Origin of the sequence: Polaromonas sp. (assembly GCF_012927415.1) — a bacterium.
GTDB lineage: Bacteria > Pseudomonadota > Gammaproteobacteria > Burkholderiales > Burkholderiaceae_C > Polaromonas.
Genome location: NZ_JABBPF010000103.1, coordinates 1 through 15,408, shown reverse-complemented (window position 1 = coordinate 15,408; position 15,408 = coordinate 1). Strand labels below are relative to the sequence as shown.

16 protein-coding genes and 1 pseudogene are annotated in these 15,408 nt (G+C 59.3%); 12 read left to right on the top strand and 5 right to left on the bottom strand.

Features of this window, described 5'->3' with window-relative positions; genetic code table 11:
* A pseudogene (locus HHJ19_RS10470) lies at positions 1-381 on the bottom strand (ubiquinone biosynthesis protein UbiH); the annotation flags it as partial.
* A 186-nt stretch (positions 382-567) separates the two neighbouring features.
* Here HHJ19_RS10470 and HHJ19_RS10465 point away from each other — a divergent pair.
* Positions 568-1,431: an MOSC N-terminal beta barrel domain-containing protein gene (locus HHJ19_RS10465; protein WP_296906893.1), complete on the top strand. Its 864-nt coding sequence runs from the start codon at positions 568-570 to the stop codon at positions 1,429-1,431.
* A 20-nt stretch (positions 1,432-1,451) separates the two neighbouring features.
* On the opposite strand, the gene HHJ19_RS18050 is transcribed toward HHJ19_RS10465, so the two are convergent.
* Positions 1,452-2,522: a lipocalin family protein gene (locus HHJ19_RS18050; RefSeq protein ID WP_366929401.1), complete on the bottom strand. Its 1,071-nt coding sequence runs from the start codon at positions 2,520-2,522 to the stop codon at positions 1,452-1,454.
* Positions 2,523-2,888: 366 nt separating this feature from the next.
* Here HHJ19_RS18050 and ychF point away from each other — a divergent pair, with 366 nt between their 5' ends.
* From ychF to HHJ19_RS10445, 3 genes are all read left to right on the top strand, one after another.
* Positions 2,889-3,980, top strand: coding sequence for a redox-regulated ATPase YchF (ychF, locus tag HHJ19_RS10455; RefSeq protein WP_296906887.1), 1,092 nt, complete (start codon positions 2,889-2,891; stop codon positions 3,978-3,980).
* Positions 3,981-4,412: 432 nt separating this feature from the next.
* The gene (locus tag HHJ19_RS10450) at positions 4,413-4,769 is read left to right on the top strand and encodes a RidA family protein (protein ID WP_296906886.1); all 357 of its coding nucleotides are present in this window, start codon (positions 4,413-4,415) and stop codon (positions 4,767-4,769) included.
* Positions 4,770-5,139: 370 nt separating this feature from the next.
* Positions 5,140-5,895, top strand: a complete 756-nt coding sequence (locus HHJ19_RS10445) for an rRNA pseudouridine synthase (RefSeq protein WP_296906884.1) — start codon at positions 5,140-5,142, stop codon at positions 5,893-5,895.
* Here the strand turns inward: HHJ19_RS10445 and HHJ19_RS10440 are convergent.
* Positions 5,892-6,374 (bottom strand): YqaA family protein, encoded by a 483-nt coding sequence (locus tag HHJ19_RS10440; protein ID WP_296906881.1) that lies wholly within the window; start codon positions 6,372-6,374, stop codon positions 5,892-5,894. The genes HHJ19_RS10445 and HHJ19_RS10440 overlap by 4 nt on opposite strands.
* A gap of 137 nt (positions 6,375-6,511) precedes the next feature.
* Between HHJ19_RS10440 and dusB the strand changes: the two genes are divergently transcribed.
* From dusB to purH, 3 genes are all read left to right on the top strand, one after another.
* Complete coding sequence (gene dusB, locus HHJ19_RS10435; protein ID WP_296906878.1) at positions 6,512-7,582, top strand: tRNA dihydrouridine synthase DusB; 1,071 nt, start codon at positions 6,512-6,514, stop codon at positions 7,580-7,582.
* A complete protein-coding gene (locus tag HHJ19_RS10430; protein WP_296906875.1) occupies positions 7,579-7,815 on the top strand; it encodes a Fis family transcriptional regulator in 237 nt (78 codons plus the stop codon). Before dusB ends, HHJ19_RS10430 begins: the two co-directional genes overlap by 4 nt.
* A gap of 61 nt (positions 7,816-7,876) precedes the next feature.
* Entirely contained in the window at positions 7,877-9,460 is a 1,584-nt protein-coding gene (purH, locus tag HHJ19_RS10425) for a bifunctional phosphoribosylaminoimidazolecarboxamide formyltransferase/IMP cyclohydrolase (protein ID WP_296906873.1), read from the top strand.
* A 178-nt stretch (positions 9,461-9,638) separates the two neighbouring features.
* Here purH and hemL read toward each other — a convergent pair whose 3' ends face one another.
* Positions 9,639-10,937, bottom strand: coding sequence for a glutamate-1-semialdehyde 2,1-aminomutase (gene hemL, locus HHJ19_RS10420; RefSeq protein WP_296906870.1), 1,299 nt, complete (start codon positions 10,935-10,937; stop codon positions 9,639-9,641).
* A gap of 22 nt (positions 10,938-10,959) precedes the next feature.
* A complete protein-coding gene (locus tag HHJ19_RS10415; RefSeq protein WP_296906867.1) occupies positions 10,960-11,922 on the bottom strand; it encodes a bifunctional hydroxymethylpyrimidine kinase/phosphomethylpyrimidine kinase in 963 nt (320 codons plus the stop codon).
* A gap of 82 nt (positions 11,923-12,004) precedes the next feature.
* Here HHJ19_RS10415 and HHJ19_RS10410 point away from each other — a divergent pair, with 82 nt between their 5' ends.
* The 5 genes from HHJ19_RS10410 to HHJ19_RS10390 all read left to right on the top strand — a co-directional run.
* Positions 12,005-12,178 (top strand): rubredoxin, encoded by a 174-nt coding sequence (locus HHJ19_RS10410; RefSeq protein WP_296906865.1) that lies wholly within the window; start codon positions 12,005-12,007, stop codon positions 12,176-12,178.
* A gap of 82 nt (positions 12,179-12,260) precedes the next feature.
* Complete coding sequence (locus HHJ19_RS10405) at positions 12,261-12,662, top strand: response regulator (protein WP_296906863.1); 402 nt, start codon at positions 12,261-12,263, stop codon at positions 12,660-12,662.
* On the top strand, positions 12,662-13,027 hold the full coding sequence (locus HHJ19_RS10400; protein ID WP_296906861.1) for a response regulator: 366 nt from the start codon (positions 12,662-12,664) through the stop codon (positions 13,025-13,027). The genes HHJ19_RS10405 and HHJ19_RS10400 overlap by 1 nt, the downstream gene beginning before the upstream one ends.
* A gap of 21 nt (positions 13,028-13,048) precedes the next feature.
* On the top strand, positions 13,049-13,579 hold the full coding sequence (locus HHJ19_RS10395) for a chemotaxis protein CheW (RefSeq protein WP_296906859.1): 531 nt from the start codon (positions 13,049-13,051) through the stop codon (positions 13,577-13,579).
* Between the two features lie 36 nt (positions 13,580-13,615).
* Positions 13,616-15,408 (top strand): type IV pili methyl-accepting chemotaxis transducer N-terminal domain-containing protein (locus HHJ19_RS10390; RefSeq protein WP_296906857.1); only part of this gene is annotated, 1,793 nt, incomplete at its 3' end.

Below are 15,408 nucleotides of genomic sequence, written 5' to 3'. Positions count from 1 at the left end.
CACGAGCTCGATTTGCGGCTGATAGCGCACCGCCTGGATCAGTTGTTGCTCCAGTGCAGGCACGTCAACGATCCAGGCGAGGGCCTGCTGGGCGACGCTTTCGGCAGTGAAATTGATCTGGCCACCGTCGTCGCCCCAGATTTGCATCTCCCGCACCGGCGTTGCAAATAGTGCGTCCGGCCAGACTCGCAGTGTTTCCAGCAGCTTGCGCGACGCACTGTTCAGGGCGTATGCCCGGACATCGGCTTTGGCCGGCTCGGCAGGCAGCCGATTGGGGCGAGTGACCAGTGCCACGCGCAAGCGCTCGCGCGCCAGTAGCAGGGCCAGTGTGCGGCCGACCACCCCGTCGCCGCGAATACAGACATCAAAAGACTTGGACATCGTTCATTTTAGGATGCAGTGCAAAATCAGGTGTTCAAGAGCGAAATGACCGAAAAATGGTGCTGTATTTGACGCGCAGTCGATTTTGCCGCCACGCCGACATGGACTGGATGAAAAATGAGCGATGTACCGACTGAAACCGTGTCAATTGCTGCTTCTGTAGCGGCTGGCGAGTTGCTTCCCGACATGGCTGCGGTGATTTCGCGTCTGTACGTCTATCCGGTCAAATCCTGCGCCGCCGTTCAGGTCGGGGAGGCCGTGCTGACCGAGACCGGGCTGGAATTTGACCGCGCCTGGATGGTGGTCGATGGCAGCGGCAACTTTCTCAGCCAGCGCGAGCTGCCGCGCATGGCGCTGGTCAAACCGCAGCTCAAGCACTATGAGATGGTGTTGCGTGCGCCCGGCATGCTGGCGCTGCACATCGCGCTCGACTCTGTGGAAGCCGCCACACGCGTGCGGGTCTGGGACGACGAGATGCCAGCCTATGACATGGGCGCTCTCGCAGCTCAGTGGTTTAGCGATTTTCTGGGCACTCCGACACGCCTGGTGCGGTTTGATCCGGAGCAAAAACGCGTTTGTAACCTGCAATGGACCGGCGGCGTCGAAGCGCTCAACCAGTTCAGTGACGGCTATTCGGCGCTGATGATTAGCGAAGCTTCGCTTGATCACTTTAATGAAAAACTGATCGCCCGGGGCCATGCCGCCGTGGGCATGGAGCGCTTTCGACCGAATATTGTGCTCGGCAATTCTGCCGACGGCCCCGCGCTGGCGCCTCATGATGAGGACCGGCTCGATGTCGTGCAGATTGCGACCGCGCAGGGCGTGGTTCGGCTCAAGCCTGTCAAGCCCTGCCCGCGCTGCCCGATTCCCAATATCGAGCCGGCCACTGCCGTCAGCAGCCCGGAAGTCGGTGACCTGCTGCAAAGCTACCGCCAGGACGCAAGGCTCGATGGCGCGGTGACCTTTGGCATGAATGTCATCGTGTTGCAGGGTATTGATCACCTTTTGAGGGTTGGTCAGCTGGTCGGTGCCGACTACCAGTTTGACTGAACTCGCTTGATCGAATCCGCTCAGTCCTGCGGGGTGAGCAGCAGTTTTTGGATGTTAAAACCTTGCTGTTTCAGCCGGGCCAGCAGTGCCTCATAAGCGGCAGGATCAACCTTCGGGCTTCTTGAAAGCACCCAGAGGTAGTCGCGCGCCGGTTCACTGATGGCGGCCAGCTGGTACTTTTCGTCCAGGTCGATCACCCAGTAGTCGCCCCAGACAGCGGGTATGAAAGACAGCCAGGCGGGGGCGAAGCGCACCTCGAGCCGGGGCGAGCGGGCGTTGCCGATCTGCCGGGCGCTGCCGGTCGCCTCTTTAAACTCGCCGTTATTCAGCCGGCAGCGATTGATCACCTGGACCGTGCCGTCGTCCTGCACGCTGTAGCGCGCCGAGGTGGCGCCCACGCATTGCTTCTGAAAGCCATTCGGAAAACGGGCAATTTCATGCCACGTGCCCATGTAGCGCGGCAGGTCCAGCGCGGCGATGGCCTGCAGGGGCTGCAGCGCCTGCTGCTGGTTGGCGTCTGCCGGCCCGCTGGCGAGCGATTTCAGCGCCAGCAGGCAGAGCAGCGAGGCGGCAGTGGCGGATTTGAAGTGGTGCATGGTTGGTCCTCTGGTTTTGAAACGGGAAAGATAGGCGATACGCACGGCGCTTTTCGCGCTGCGTTCAATCGGCGGGCTGTTTTTGATGGCGCTGCCGAGGCGCGTGATGCTCAGGCTCAGGCTCAGGCTCAGGCTCAGGCTCAGGCTCAGGCTCAGGCACGGCATGAGCGCATAGCTGTCCTTAAACCCATCCCGGGCGCGAAACGTCAGCGAAAGGCTTCCGGCTTGCGGCTGCTTCAGGCCGGGCAGTGTCCTCGCGATGCGAACCCGGTGGTTTTCGAAGGAGAGCAGGGCAATGACCGTGCTGCCCGTTCCGATGCCGGTGTGGGCCCGCTGCCTGAGGCTCAGGGCGGCACCCACCGCCCAGGTTGATTTGGCCGCGACCTGCGCAGCCGCTTCGGTGTCGGCATTGATTCGTTTCTGGGCAACTGGCAGCCAAAAGGCACTCCTCGCTGCGCAGGCAGTGGCGGCAAGTCGGGCGGGGGTCAATCGCATGGTCGGGATTTCTGGTGGGGGTAAAAAGCGCAGGCTGGCGATCGAAGAACAGACCTTGCGCTTATATTGGGCTATCAATGATGGAAAAGACTGAAAAATTACCAATCGGAACTTTCGCTTTAGTCCTCAGTAACCATAGCCTGAAAACGTGTGCGTGGAGGGTCTGGCGGCAGGCCCATGGCCTCGCGGAAAAATCAGTAATTACAATTGCCGTGATTCTTGCCCGCCAAGACCCCGCCCATAACCCTGCGCCATTTGCAGGGATCTGGCGGTCTTGTTCCAAGCCCTGCAGCCCCTTGCGGGTGCGCCGGGCCGATCCACGATGCCCCATGGGCTTCGCTGGAGGATGATTTCTAAGGAATAGTGATGAGTTTGAAATGCGGCATCGTAGGCTTGCCTAACGTCGGAAAATCCACCCTGTTCAATGCGCTGACCAAAGCGGGCATTGCGGCGGAAAACTACCCTTTTTGCACCATCGAGCCCAACGTCGGCATTGTTGAAGTGCCCGATGCGCGGCTCGATGCCTTGTCAGCCATCGTCAATCCGCAAAAGGTTCAGCGCGCCATTGTCGAGTTTGTCGACATTGCCGGTCTGGTGGCGGGCGCCAGCACCGGCGAAGGCCTGGGCAACAAGTTTCTGGCCCACATCCGCGAAACCGACGCCATCGTCAATGTGGTGCGCTGCTTTGAAGACGACAACGTGATTCACGTCGCCGGCAAGGTCGATCCGATTTCAGACATTGAAGTGATCCAGACCGAACTGTGCCTGGCCGACCTGTTCGCGGTTGAAAAAGCCCAGCACCGGGTCACCAAGCTGGCCCGCTCTGGCGACAAGGAAGCCGCGAAGCTGGTCGCAATCCTGGACAAATGCCAGGCCGCTCTGAATGAAGCCAAGCCGGTTCGCACCATTGAATTCAGCAAGGAAGAGCAGCCTTTGCTGCAACAGTTTTTCCTGATCACCGCCAAACCTGCCATGTTTGTCGCCAATGTGGCCGAAGACGGGTTCGAGAACAATCCTTTTCTTGACCGCCTGAAGGTTTTTGCCGCGTCGCAAAATTCCCCGGTGGTAGCCATCAGTGCAAAGCTCGAAGCCGAAATGTCGGAAATGAGCGATGAAGACCGGCAGATGTTTCTCGAAGAACTGGGCCAGACCGAACCCGGCCTGAACCGCCTGATCCGCGCCGCCTACACGCTGCTGGGCCTGCAAACCTACTTCACCGCCGGCGTGAAGGAAGTGCGTGCCTGGACTATTCATGTCGGCGACACCGGGCCGCAGGCGGCTGGCGTCATCCATACCGATTTCGAGAAGGGCTACATCCGCGCCCAAACCATCGCGTTTGACGATTTCATCGCCTTTAGCGGCGAGCAAGGCGCCAAGGACGCTGGCAAGATGCGCGCCGAAGGCAAGGAATACGTCGTCAAGGATGGCGATGTGATGAACTTCCTGTTCAGCAGTTGAAAAGGGAGTTGGTCTGCATTTCCGGATTCGTCCGAAGCGCCTTCAGTCCTGCTGCGCTTCGGTCAGCCTTGTCCTGCTTGCCGGTTCTCAGACCACGAGCAGGGACGTGCGCACGGTCGTTGCCGGGGTCCGGGCAACGAAAAGGCGCCGCGCCGACGCGGACGCGCCATTGCGCTCGTACAAGCCAATGTCCAAAAAATCTGTGCTGGAAATCGGGGTGGTGATCAAGACTCCGGCAACCCGGCAACCCGGCAACCCGGCAACCCGGCGCCATGGTTGCCGTGATCATGGGTCCCACGCTCACGCCCAGGCCCATTTGATTGGGGGCAAAGTTTGTGCTGTTTAAAATTTTGTGCCTGGTGGCGCTGTCACCGGCTTTGCAGCGCAGTGCAGTGCGCTGAAACATTTACCTTGTGAAAGAAAGAAAAAACCATGTCCATTGAACGCATTGAAATCGGTCCGCGCATGTCGCAGGCCGTGATACACAACCACACCATCTACCTCGCTGGCCAGGTGGCCAGCGACGACGCTGGCCCGGGCGTGTACGACCAGACCTGCAGCGCCCTGGCGGCCATTGACCGCTTGCTGGCCGCCGGCGGCAGCGACAAGTCGCGCCTGCTGAGCGTGACCATCTGGCTGACCGACATGGATACTTTTGGTGAAATGAACCGCGCCTGGGATGGCTGGGTTGTCGCTGGTGCCACGCCGGCACGCGCCACGGTTTTAAGTGCGCGGCTGGCGGCACCGCAATACCGGGTCGAAATCGGCGTGGTGGCAGCCCAGAGCTGAGTCATTGCCGGCGATTTCGTGAAATCGCCAGTCATCCCGGCCGCCGCTGCGAGGCTCGTCGGGCGGCTGACATTGCGCAGTACGCCGTACGCTCGCCTGCGTGCGAGCGGTCCGGTAAAATGCGGCGGCGGCCGGGTATGGACGCAAGCATCGCCTGCCATAAACGGCGATGTAGCGAACTTCCTGTTCTGCGCCTGAGCAAACGCCGGCTGGCGGGACTAAAAACACCCGCTACCAACTGTCTTTATAACCTTTATAACCTTTATAGCCTTTTTGGCCTCTGGTCCAATGAATATAGGCATATAGTGCTATTATTTAAATAGCAGCCAGACGTTTTCATTTTTACCGGATTTACCAGGATACCGCTGCCATGACTGAACCGGTACGCCTTGCCAAACGACTCGCCGAACTGCTGGCCTGCTCACGCAGCGAGGCCGAGCAATACATTGAAGGCGGCTGGGTCAGCGTTGATGGCATGGTCGTGGAAGAGCCGCAATTCCGGGTGCAGAACCAAACGATCGTGCTCTCTCCCGACGCCAGCTTGCTGGCGCTGACACCGGTCACGCTGCTGCTTCACAAGCCTGCCGGTTTCGAGGCCCGTGATGCGGCTAACGCCAGTGGCGACCCGGCGGTCAAGACTGCCGCCGGACTGCTGACGCTGGCAAACCGGTCACCCGCTGACCGCTCGGGTATCCGTCCGCTCAAAAAACATTTTTCTGCCTCCGAACTGGCCACGCCACTGGCCACGGCTGCCAGCGGCTTGGTGGTGTTTACCCAGGACTGGCGCATGCTGCGCAAGCTCAGGGAAGATGCCCGGCTGCTGGAGCACGAGGTCATCGTTGAGGTGAGCGCCGATATCAGGCCCGGTGGACTGGAGCGCCTGAACCGCATCGACCACGGCTTTACCTTTCAGGGTGCGCTATTGCCCCCTGCCAAGGTCAGCTGGCAGAGCGAGGCGCGCTTGCGTTTTGCCCTCAAGGGCGAGGTGGCCGGGCAGATTGACTACATGTGCGAAAGCGTCGGGCTCAAGGTCGACGCGATGAAACGCCTGCGCGTCGGCCGCGTGTCCCTGAGCCAGCTGCAGCCGGGGCAGTGGCGCTACCTGCTGCCGCATGAGCGTTTTTAGCCACCCATCACCCCCGGAAATGCCCAGATCAGGCTGCCGGTCATCAGGAAATAGCGCGCGAATTTGCCGACGGCCATGTAGGCCAGGCAAGGCCAGAAGGGGAATTTGAGCCAGCCGGCCACGGCGCAAAGCGGGTCTCCGATCACCGGCAGCCACGCCAGCAGGCAGGCTTTGGGGCCGAGCTTTTCCAGCCAGCGTACCGCGCGGCCGTGATGTGATGAATGGCTGTACTTGTCTGCTACTTTGTGTGCGCCAAAGCCCATCCACCAGTCCAGCGCGCCGCCCAGGGTGTTGCCCGCGCTGGCCACGAGGATGGCCGGCCAAAACATGGCAGGGTTGAGTTTGACGAGCCCGAACACCACCGGCTCCGAACCCAGCGGCAGCAGCGTGGCGGAGATGAAAGACACCACAAACACCGTGCTCAAACCAAACTGGGGCAGGGCGAGCATCTCGAGAAGGTGTTGGATCCAGGCTTCCATAGGGGCTTGAGTATAGGCAGCTGTGAAGCGCCGGCACTGCGGAAAGTTTACAAATCGCCTGCCAAATTTCAATTGCTGAAATTTTGGGCAGTTACAATCACGGCTCTGTTTTCGCTACGACCCAGATCCACTTTCCCATGAACATCGGCCCCTACGTTTTGGCAAACAACTTGTTTGCTGCGCCCATGGCGGGGGTGACGGACAGACCATTTCGCCAGCTTTGCAAAAAACTGGGCGCGGGTTACGCGGTAAGCGAGATGGTGACCGCGCGGCGCGATTTGTGGCACACGCTGAAGACTTCCAGACGCGCCGATCATGAGGGCGAAACAGCACCCATTGCGGTGCAGATTGCCGGCACCGACCCGCAGATGATGGCCGAAGCCGCTGCCTACAATGTCGACCGTGGCGCTCAAATTATTGACATCAACATGGGTTGCCCGGCCAAAAAAGTCTGTAACAAATGGGCCGGCTCGGCTCTGATGCAGGATGAAACACTGGCACTGCAGATTATTGAAGCGGTGGTTGCAGCCTGTCTGCCGCACGGCGTTCCGGTCACGCTCAAGATGCGCACTGGCTGGTGCCAGGCTGATAAAAATGCCCTGACGATCGCGCGCGCCGCCGAAAGTGCCGGCGTGCAGATGGTCACCGTGCATGGCCGCACGCGCGAGCAGGGCTACAAAGGCTTTGCGGAATACGAAACCATTGCCGCTGTCAAGGCGGCGCTGCGGATTCCAGTGGTCGCCAATGGCGACATCAACAGCGCTGAAAAGGCCCGCGACGTGCTCGCCGGTACCGGAGCCGATGCGGTGATGATTGGCCGCGCCGCTCAGGGCCGGCCGTGGATCTTTCGCGAAATCGCGCATTTCATGGCAACCGGTGTCCGGCTGGCCCCGCCCTTGGTGGCAGAAGTCAAACGCCTGCTGCTCGACCACTTGCCGGACCACTATGCGCTGTATGGTGAATTTACCGGCGTGCGCACAGCCCGCAAACACATTGGCTGGTATGTGCAAACCCTGCCGGGCGGCGACGCTTTTCGCGACCGGATGAACCGGCTGGAAGACTGCCGGGCGCAGCTTGGCGCGGTCAGCGACTTTTTTGACAGTTTGGGTGAACGCATGGACCGTATCCCCCAGGCGCTGGAAGATGAGAGCGGGCTGGCAGGCCCGGGAATCAACAAAGAGAACAACAGGGAAGAAGCTGCAGCATGAGCAAAAATCACATAGAAGAGTGCGTACGCATCAGTCTGGAGGGCTATTTCAAAGATCTGGACGGTACCGACCCCGATGGCATGTACGACATGATGGTCCGAGTGGTGGAAAAGCCCCTGCTTGAAGTGGTGATGCAGCATGCCGAGCAAAACCAGTCGCGCGCCGCTGAGTGGCTGGGCCTGAATCGCAATACGCTGCGAAAAAAACTGGTTGAGCACAAGCTCCTCAAGTAGAGATCTTTTTCGTCCGCGCTGACGCCAGCCGCCTGATTCGCACCTATTACCGAAGACCCCCATGAATGCATTGATTTCTGTTTCCGACAAGACCGGCATCCTGGAATTTGCCCAGGCCTTGCACGCGCTCGGCATCAAGCTGCTATCCACCGGCGGCACCGCCAAACTGCTGCTTGAGGCAGGCTTGAGCGTGACTGAGGTGGCCGATCACACCGGTTTTCCTGAGATGCTCGACGGCCGCGTCAAGACGCTGCACCCCAAGGTGCATGGTGGCCTGCTGGCCAGGCGCGACCTGCCCGAGCACATGGCGGCTTTGAATGCGCACGACATTGCCACCATCGACCTGCTGGTGGTCAACCTCTACCCGTTTGAAGCGACGGTGGCCAAGCCCGGCTGCACGCTGGAAGACGCGATCGAGAACATTGACATCGGCGGCCCGGCCATGGTGCGTTCTGCTGCCAAGAACTGGAAAGATGTCGGCGTGCTGACCGATGCCTCGCAGTACGCCGGTGTGCTGGCCGAACTCAAGGCCGATGGCAAGCTGACGGACAAGACCAGGTTTGCGCTGTCGGTGGCCGCTTTCAACCGCATCAGCCAATACGACGGCGCCATCAGCGACTACCTTTCCAGCATCCAGCCGGACGGCAGCCACAGCCCGTTCGCCGGCCAGTCCAATGGCCGTTTCATCAAGGTACAGGACCTGCGCTATGGCGAAAATTCGCACCAACAGGCGGCGCTCTACCGCGACCTCTACCCGGCGCCTGGATCGCTGGTTACCGCCAGGCAGTTGCAGGGCAAGGAGCTGTCGTACAACAACATTGCTGACGCCGACGCTGCCTGGGAATGCGTCAAGAGTTTTGACGCGCAAAAGGACGGCGCCGCCTGCGTCATCGTCAAACATGCCAACCCCTGCGGCGTGGCCGTCGGCGCGGATGCGCTCGATGCGTACAGCAAGGCCTTCAAGACCGACCCGACCTCGGCATTTGGCGGCATCATTGCCCTGAATTGCCCGCTTGACGAGCGCGCCGCGCTGCAGATTTCGAAGCAGTTCGTCGAAGTGCTGATGGCGCCGAGCTTCACGCCCGCAGCGCTGGAAGTTTTTAAGTCCAAGGTCAACGTGCGGATTCTGCAGATCGACCTGCCACCCGGCGGTGACACCGCCTGGCTTCAAGGCCGCAACCTGATCGACGTCAAGCGCGTCGGTTCGGGCCTGTTGATGCAGACGGCCGACAGCCACCAGCTGGCATTGGCCGATCTGAAGGTGGTCAGCAAATTGCAGCCCACGCCGGCCCAGTTGCAGGATCTGCTGTTCGCCTGGAAAGTCGCCAAGTTCGTGAAGTCCAACGCCATCGTGTTTTGTGCCGGCGGCATGACCATGGGCGTCGGTGCCGGCCAGATGAGCCGGCTGGACTCGGCCCGCATTGCCAGCATCAAAGCCCAGCACGCCGGGCTGTCGCTGAAGGGCACGGCGGTGGCGAGTGACGCTTTCTTTCCCTTTCGCGACGGGCTCGACGTGGTGGTCGACGCTGGCGCGAACTGCGTGATCCAGCCCGGCGGATCAATGCGCGATCAGGAAGTGATAGCCGCCGCCGACGAGCGCGAAGTGGTCATGGTCTTGACCGGCGTTCGGCATTTCAGGCATTGATGCCTGGAGGGCGCCGGCCGAAGTCACGCCGACGCCTTCGGGCTTCATTTCTGACTAAAAACCGGCTCAGGTCCAGATAATACGGCCATTAGCAGCTATGAATATCATAGCAATATAGGCCTGTCCTGAAATTCGGAGGTTTGCTGCGAGCCGGCTGCCAGCCCGGTGACGTGCGGTTTCAGCGATGCGCAAAAAAGCGGGCAGCCGCGTCCACCGTAGCGTCAATGTCCGCGGCGGAGTGCGCAGCGCTGACAAAACCGGCCTCATATAGCGCCGGCGCGAAATACACGCCGCTGTCGAGCATGGCGTGAAAGAAGCGGTTGAACGCCGGGCTGTCCGTCATCATCACGCTGGCGTAGTTTTGCGGCAGCTGTCCGAGCAGGAAAAAGCCAAACATGCCGCCTTCGCTGTCGCCGCAAAAAGGCACACCGGCCTGGGTGGCGGCGTGCGTCAGACCGTCAACCAGGCTGCGCGTGCGCGCACCCAGTGCGTCGTAAAACCCCGGCTGCTGGATTTCGCGCAGGGTTGCCAGGCCGCACGCGGTCGCCACCGGGTTGCCCGACAGCGTGCCGGCCTGATAAACCGCTCCCAAAGGCGCCAGATGCTCCATCACGGCGCGCGTGCCGCCAAAGGCGGCCATCGGCATGCCGCCGCCAATCACCTTGCCGAGCGCCGTCATGTCCGGTTTGAAGCCGGGGATGCTCTTTGCGTAAACGCTTTGCGCGCCACCGAGCGCCACGCGAAAACCGGTCATTACTTCGTCAAACACCAGTAACGCGCCATATTGAGTGCAGAGTTCCCGGCAGCGTTTGATGAACGGGACGCTGGCCCGCACAAAATTCATGTTGCCGGCAATCGGCTCGATCATCAGGCAGGCAATTTCCTTGCCGTGCAGCGAGAAAGCTTCTTCCAGCTGCGCAATGTGGTTGTATTCGAGCACCAGGGTGTGCTGCACGACTTCTGGCGGCACGCCAGCGCTGGTCGGGCTGCCGAAGGTCGCCAGGCCAGAGCCGGCCTTCACCAGCAGCGCGTCGGAATGTCCGTGGTAGCAGCCTTCGAACTTGATGATCTTGCTGCGCCCGGTGGCCCCGCGCGCCAGCCGGATCACGCTCATCGTCGCCTCGGTGCCCGAACTTACCAGCCGCACCATTTCGATGGAGGGCACCAGTTTGACGATTTCCTCGGCCAGTTCGACTTCGCGCTCGGTGGGAGCGCCGTAGGAAAAGCCTTCGAGCACGGCCTTCTGGACAGCTTCAACCACGGCGGGATGACCGTGACCGAGAATCATCGGCCCCCAGGAGCCGATGTAATCGATGTAGCGCTGACCGTCGGCGTCCCAAAAGTACGCGCCGTGGGCCCGCTGCACAAAGCGCGGCGTTCCACCGACGGCCTTGAAGGCCCGGACCGGCGAGTTGACACCGCCGGGAATTAGTTTTTGGGCGCGCTCAAACAGAGCGGCATTGCGGGAAGTGTTCAAGGCTGTAGCCGGTATATTGGATTTAGTGTTTGGTTGTTCCACCCGAAGGCAACTCAAACGGAGGATTGGAAATCAGGTCGGCATCGTCGGTCGCGGGGCCGGAGTCAGCCGAATCATCTTCTTCGTCTTCGGCCTGGGCCCAGAACAGCCGGTCGGGGATAAAGTGGCCCATGCCGGGATGAAAACCGGCATTCAGGCTGTGGTCCAGATAGGTCAGCGCCTCCGCGGTGGCTGCCTGCAGATCGTGGCCATTGGCCAGCAAGGCGCAGAGGGCGGCCGACAGTGTTTCGCCGGTGCCCTCGAAGATCGCTTCGAAGCGCTCGAATTTTTCGCTATACAACACGGCTTGCGGCGTGGCCAGCACGTTGTCAATGAATTGATCAGGAAGCGGAATACCCGTGACCAGCGTGTAGGGCACGCCCAGATCGGCTGCAGCCTTGGCAATATCGCGCGCCGAGGGATTTCGTTCGCCCGGCCAGTCGGGCAGCAACCAGCGCCACAAGGTGCTGTGGTTGCCGATCAGCAAGGTAGCCTGCGGCAGCATCAGTTCGCGAAAAGCGTCAAGGTAGCTGTCAATTTCGCTCTCATCCCACCAGGACAGGCTGGGCATGTAGGCAATTAGCGGCACTTCGGCGTAGTCTGATGCGATTTCTGCAATGGTGCTGATGTTTTCCGGACTGCCAACAAAGCCCACCTTGATTGCGGAAACCGGCATGTCTTCCAGCGCCGAGCGCGCCTGGTCTGTAACGGCTTCTTCATCGAATGAAAAATGGTCCAGAATTTCAGCAGTGTCGCGCACATAGGTGCCGGTGACGACCGCCAGCGGATGCGCTCCTGCGGAGACGATGGCGGCAATGTCGGCAGTCAGTCCGGCGGCGCCGCTCGGGTCATTCGTATTGAATGTCATGACACACGCAGGTGCGGTGTCGCTGTCTTCGGCCTGAAGTTGTCGGCTATCCAGTAATGGTGTGTTGGGGTTTGCCATAGGTCTAGATTTTGCCTTGTACGCGAATTAGCAACGCCTCGCCGATACAATTGTTGCATTCTATTCGAAGGCAAATTAAGCTGTGACTCAATCAATGACCTGGATGTGTTTGATTTGTGGGTGGATCTACGACGAAGCTGAGGGTTCGCCCGAGCATGGCCTTGCAGCCGGAACTTCCTGGGCTCAAGTTCCGATGAACTGGACCTGTCCCGAGTGCGGGGCGCGCAAGGAAGATTTCGAAATGGTTCAGTTGTAAACGTTTTAAACGTCGGCCTGACTGCTTTCAGTCCGGTGCCACCGACCGCTTCGGGGTCTGTAAAAAACGAGGAGTAGAGCAAGTGAGTATTCCCAGTTCCGGACTGAAGGTGTTAGTCATCGATGACAGCAATACCATCAGGCGCAGCGCCGAAATTTTTCTGAAGCAGGGCGGGCACGAAGTGCTGCTGGCTGAAGATGGGTTTGATGCCCTGTCCAAGGTCAATGACTACGAGCCAAACCTGATTTTCTGCGACATATTAATGCCGCGTCTTGATGGTTATCAGACCTGTGCAATCATCAAACGCAACGAGAGATTTTCCAATGTTCCCATTGTGATGCTGTCCTCCAAGGACGGCGTGTTCGACAAGGCGCGAGGTCGCATGGTGGGTTCGCAAGACTATCTGACTAAGCCTTTCACCAAAGATCAGCTGCTGCAAACCGTGCAGGCATTGGGCAGCGTTAAAGAAATAAAGGAAGCGTGATGGCAATCAAAAAAATACTGGTCGTTGACGATTCGAAAACCGAGTTGATGTTTTTGACCGATTTGTTGGTGAAAAACGGATTTACTGTCAAGACAGCAGAAAATGCGGAAGATGCTTTTCGCCGCCTGGCTGAAGACAAGCCTGAGTTAATTCTCATGGATGTGGTGATGCCGGGCCAAAACGGATTTCAGCTGACCCGCGCGATTGCGCGTGATCCTCTTTATTCTGATATTCCGATCATGATGTGCACCAGCAAAAATCAGGAAACCGACCGGGTGTGGGGGATGCGGCAAGGCGCTCGCGACTACATCACCAAGCCTGTGAACGCGGATGAATTGATGGAAAAGATCAAGGCCTTGGGCTGAGCTGCGGCGTAAAAACAAAGTATGGCGAACAGACAAGCCCTCAGAGAATTGCAAACCCGGCTGGCCGACCGGTTGCAAATCGCCCGTACGCAGGGTGTTGCTGCATCTTGGCTGGCCGTTGAAGCCGGGGGGCAGAAATATTTGTTTCCGTTGGCCCAGTCTGGCGAGATTTTCCCCTGGGTCAATACGCAGCAGGTTCCCTATACCCAGGCCTGGTTTGCCGGCGTTGCCAATTTGCGGGGCGGTTTGTTTGGTGTCGTGGATCTTGCCAGTTACGTGAGTGGTCATCCGCCCACGTTAAAAACTGAGCTCGCTCGCTCGGACTCGAGGCTCGTCTCGCTCAACACTGCGCTTGAGGTCAATTGCGTCTTGCTGGTTGACCGGCTGGCCGGATTGCGAAAACAGGATGCGTTTACCGATTTTTCAGAACGAGCGGCCGATGCGCCTGAATTTTTTGGAAACCGGTATGTTGATCTCAATGGTGCATCCTGGCAGGAAATCAACCTTCAATTGCTTGCTCAGCAGGCTCATTTTTTGACAATAGGCGCCTAGCGTCTTGCTCACCCCGTTTCTCCCGGAAGGCTCATGATGTCTGTTATTGAAAATATCCAGAAGCTGTTTAAAACCAAGCCCGCCCCGCCTGAAGACAGTATGGCCATGGCTTCCCTGGGAATGCCGGGTGATGTTATGGCTGTTGGCCTTGCAAATGAGGTCATGCACGCCCCGGAAGCAGCGTTTGCACCAAGCCGCATGGCAACGATTGAAGAGGGTGGGACAGTCGAACCTGAAAATCCAGACCTGTTGAGACTTCCGTTGCTCGGCAGCCGGACTTTGGCACAACACCAGAAAATTCTGGTGGCGTTGCTGGCGTTTGCCGTTGTAGTGCTGGGGGTTGTGACGTTTCTGGCGCTCAGCCAAGCGAATCGGGTCGCGCAGCAGGTGGCGGCAACCGGACAGTCGTTGATGCAGTCCCAGCGACTTGCCAAATCTGTTTCCCAGGCGCTGGTAGGCAGCGCCCAGGCTTTCCCCGACGTGCGTGAAAGTTCTGATGTACTGGCCAAAACCGTGCGTGGTCTCAAGTCCGGCGAAGAGACCTTGCGTCTCTCTGCTGTCAGTGAAGCATTGCAACCCGATGTGGAAAAGGTGACTCCCTTCATGGAGCGCGCCGAGAAAAATGCCAAAGTTGTGATGAGTCAGCAAAACATCCTGACCCAGGTGGGCAACGCGCTGCGCACCATTAACCGCCAGTCTTCCGATTTGCTGGAAATCGCCGAGACGGTTTCGTCGTTGAAGCTTCAGCAAAATGCTGCACCTGCTGAAATCTCGGCGTCTGGACAACTGGTGATGCTGACCCAGCGGATCGGTAAATCTGCCAATGAGTTTCTGACCATGGAGGGGGTGAGTCCCGAGGCGGTATTTTTGCTTGGCAAGGATTTGAACTCGTTCAAGGAGATCGCTCAGGGGCTGCTGGACGGCAGTCCTGAATTGCGGCTTGCCGGTTCCAAAGACCCGCAGACCCGGGAGCGGCTTGAGGCCTTGATGGCGCTGTATGAAGAAACCCGAGTGCAGGCTGGTGCCATTCTGGGTAACTTGCAGGGCCTGGTTTCCGCCCGTGAAGCCCAGGGGTCAATCATCGCGGACAGCGAGCCATTGCGCCGGGGTCTTGAAGACTTGCAGGGCAAGCTTTCTTCCCAGACCGGGTTGAGCGCCGGCGCGCTGGTCACACTGGTGGCAGCTGCAGCTATTGCGCTGCTTTGTGCCGCCGGCCTGGCGCGTTTGCAGGTGCGGGACAGTCAGCAACGTCAGGCTGTTGCCGAAGGCCAACGTCAGGATGCAAAAAGCCAGGAGCAGGACGCCAAGCGAGTCAATGATGCCAATCAAGCTGCTATTTTGCGTTTGATGAACGAGTTGCAGACCGTAGCCGAGGGTGACCTGACGCAGGAAGCAACGGTGACAGCGGACACCCCCGGCGCTATCGCAGACTCGGTGAACTACACCGTGGAAGAGCTGCGTCAGTTGGTGGGTAACGTGCAAAACACGGCCACCCGGGTCGCACAGACGACCGCACAGGTTGAAAGCACCTCTACGGAGCTGCTGGCTGCATCCACCGAGCAACTGCGCGAGATTCGTGAAACCGGTCAGTCGGTGCTCGACATGGCCATCAGAATTAACGAGGTGTCCACTCAGGCGCAGGAATCTTCACAGGTGGCGCGTCAATCGCTGACCGCTGCAGAATCCGGTTTGCAGGCGGTGCAGAACGCCATCGGCGGCATGAACTCCATCCGAGACCAGATTCAAGAAACCTCCAAACGGATCAAGCGGCTGGGCGAATCGTCCCAGGAGATCGGCGAGATCACGGAGCTGATTTCCGACATTACCGA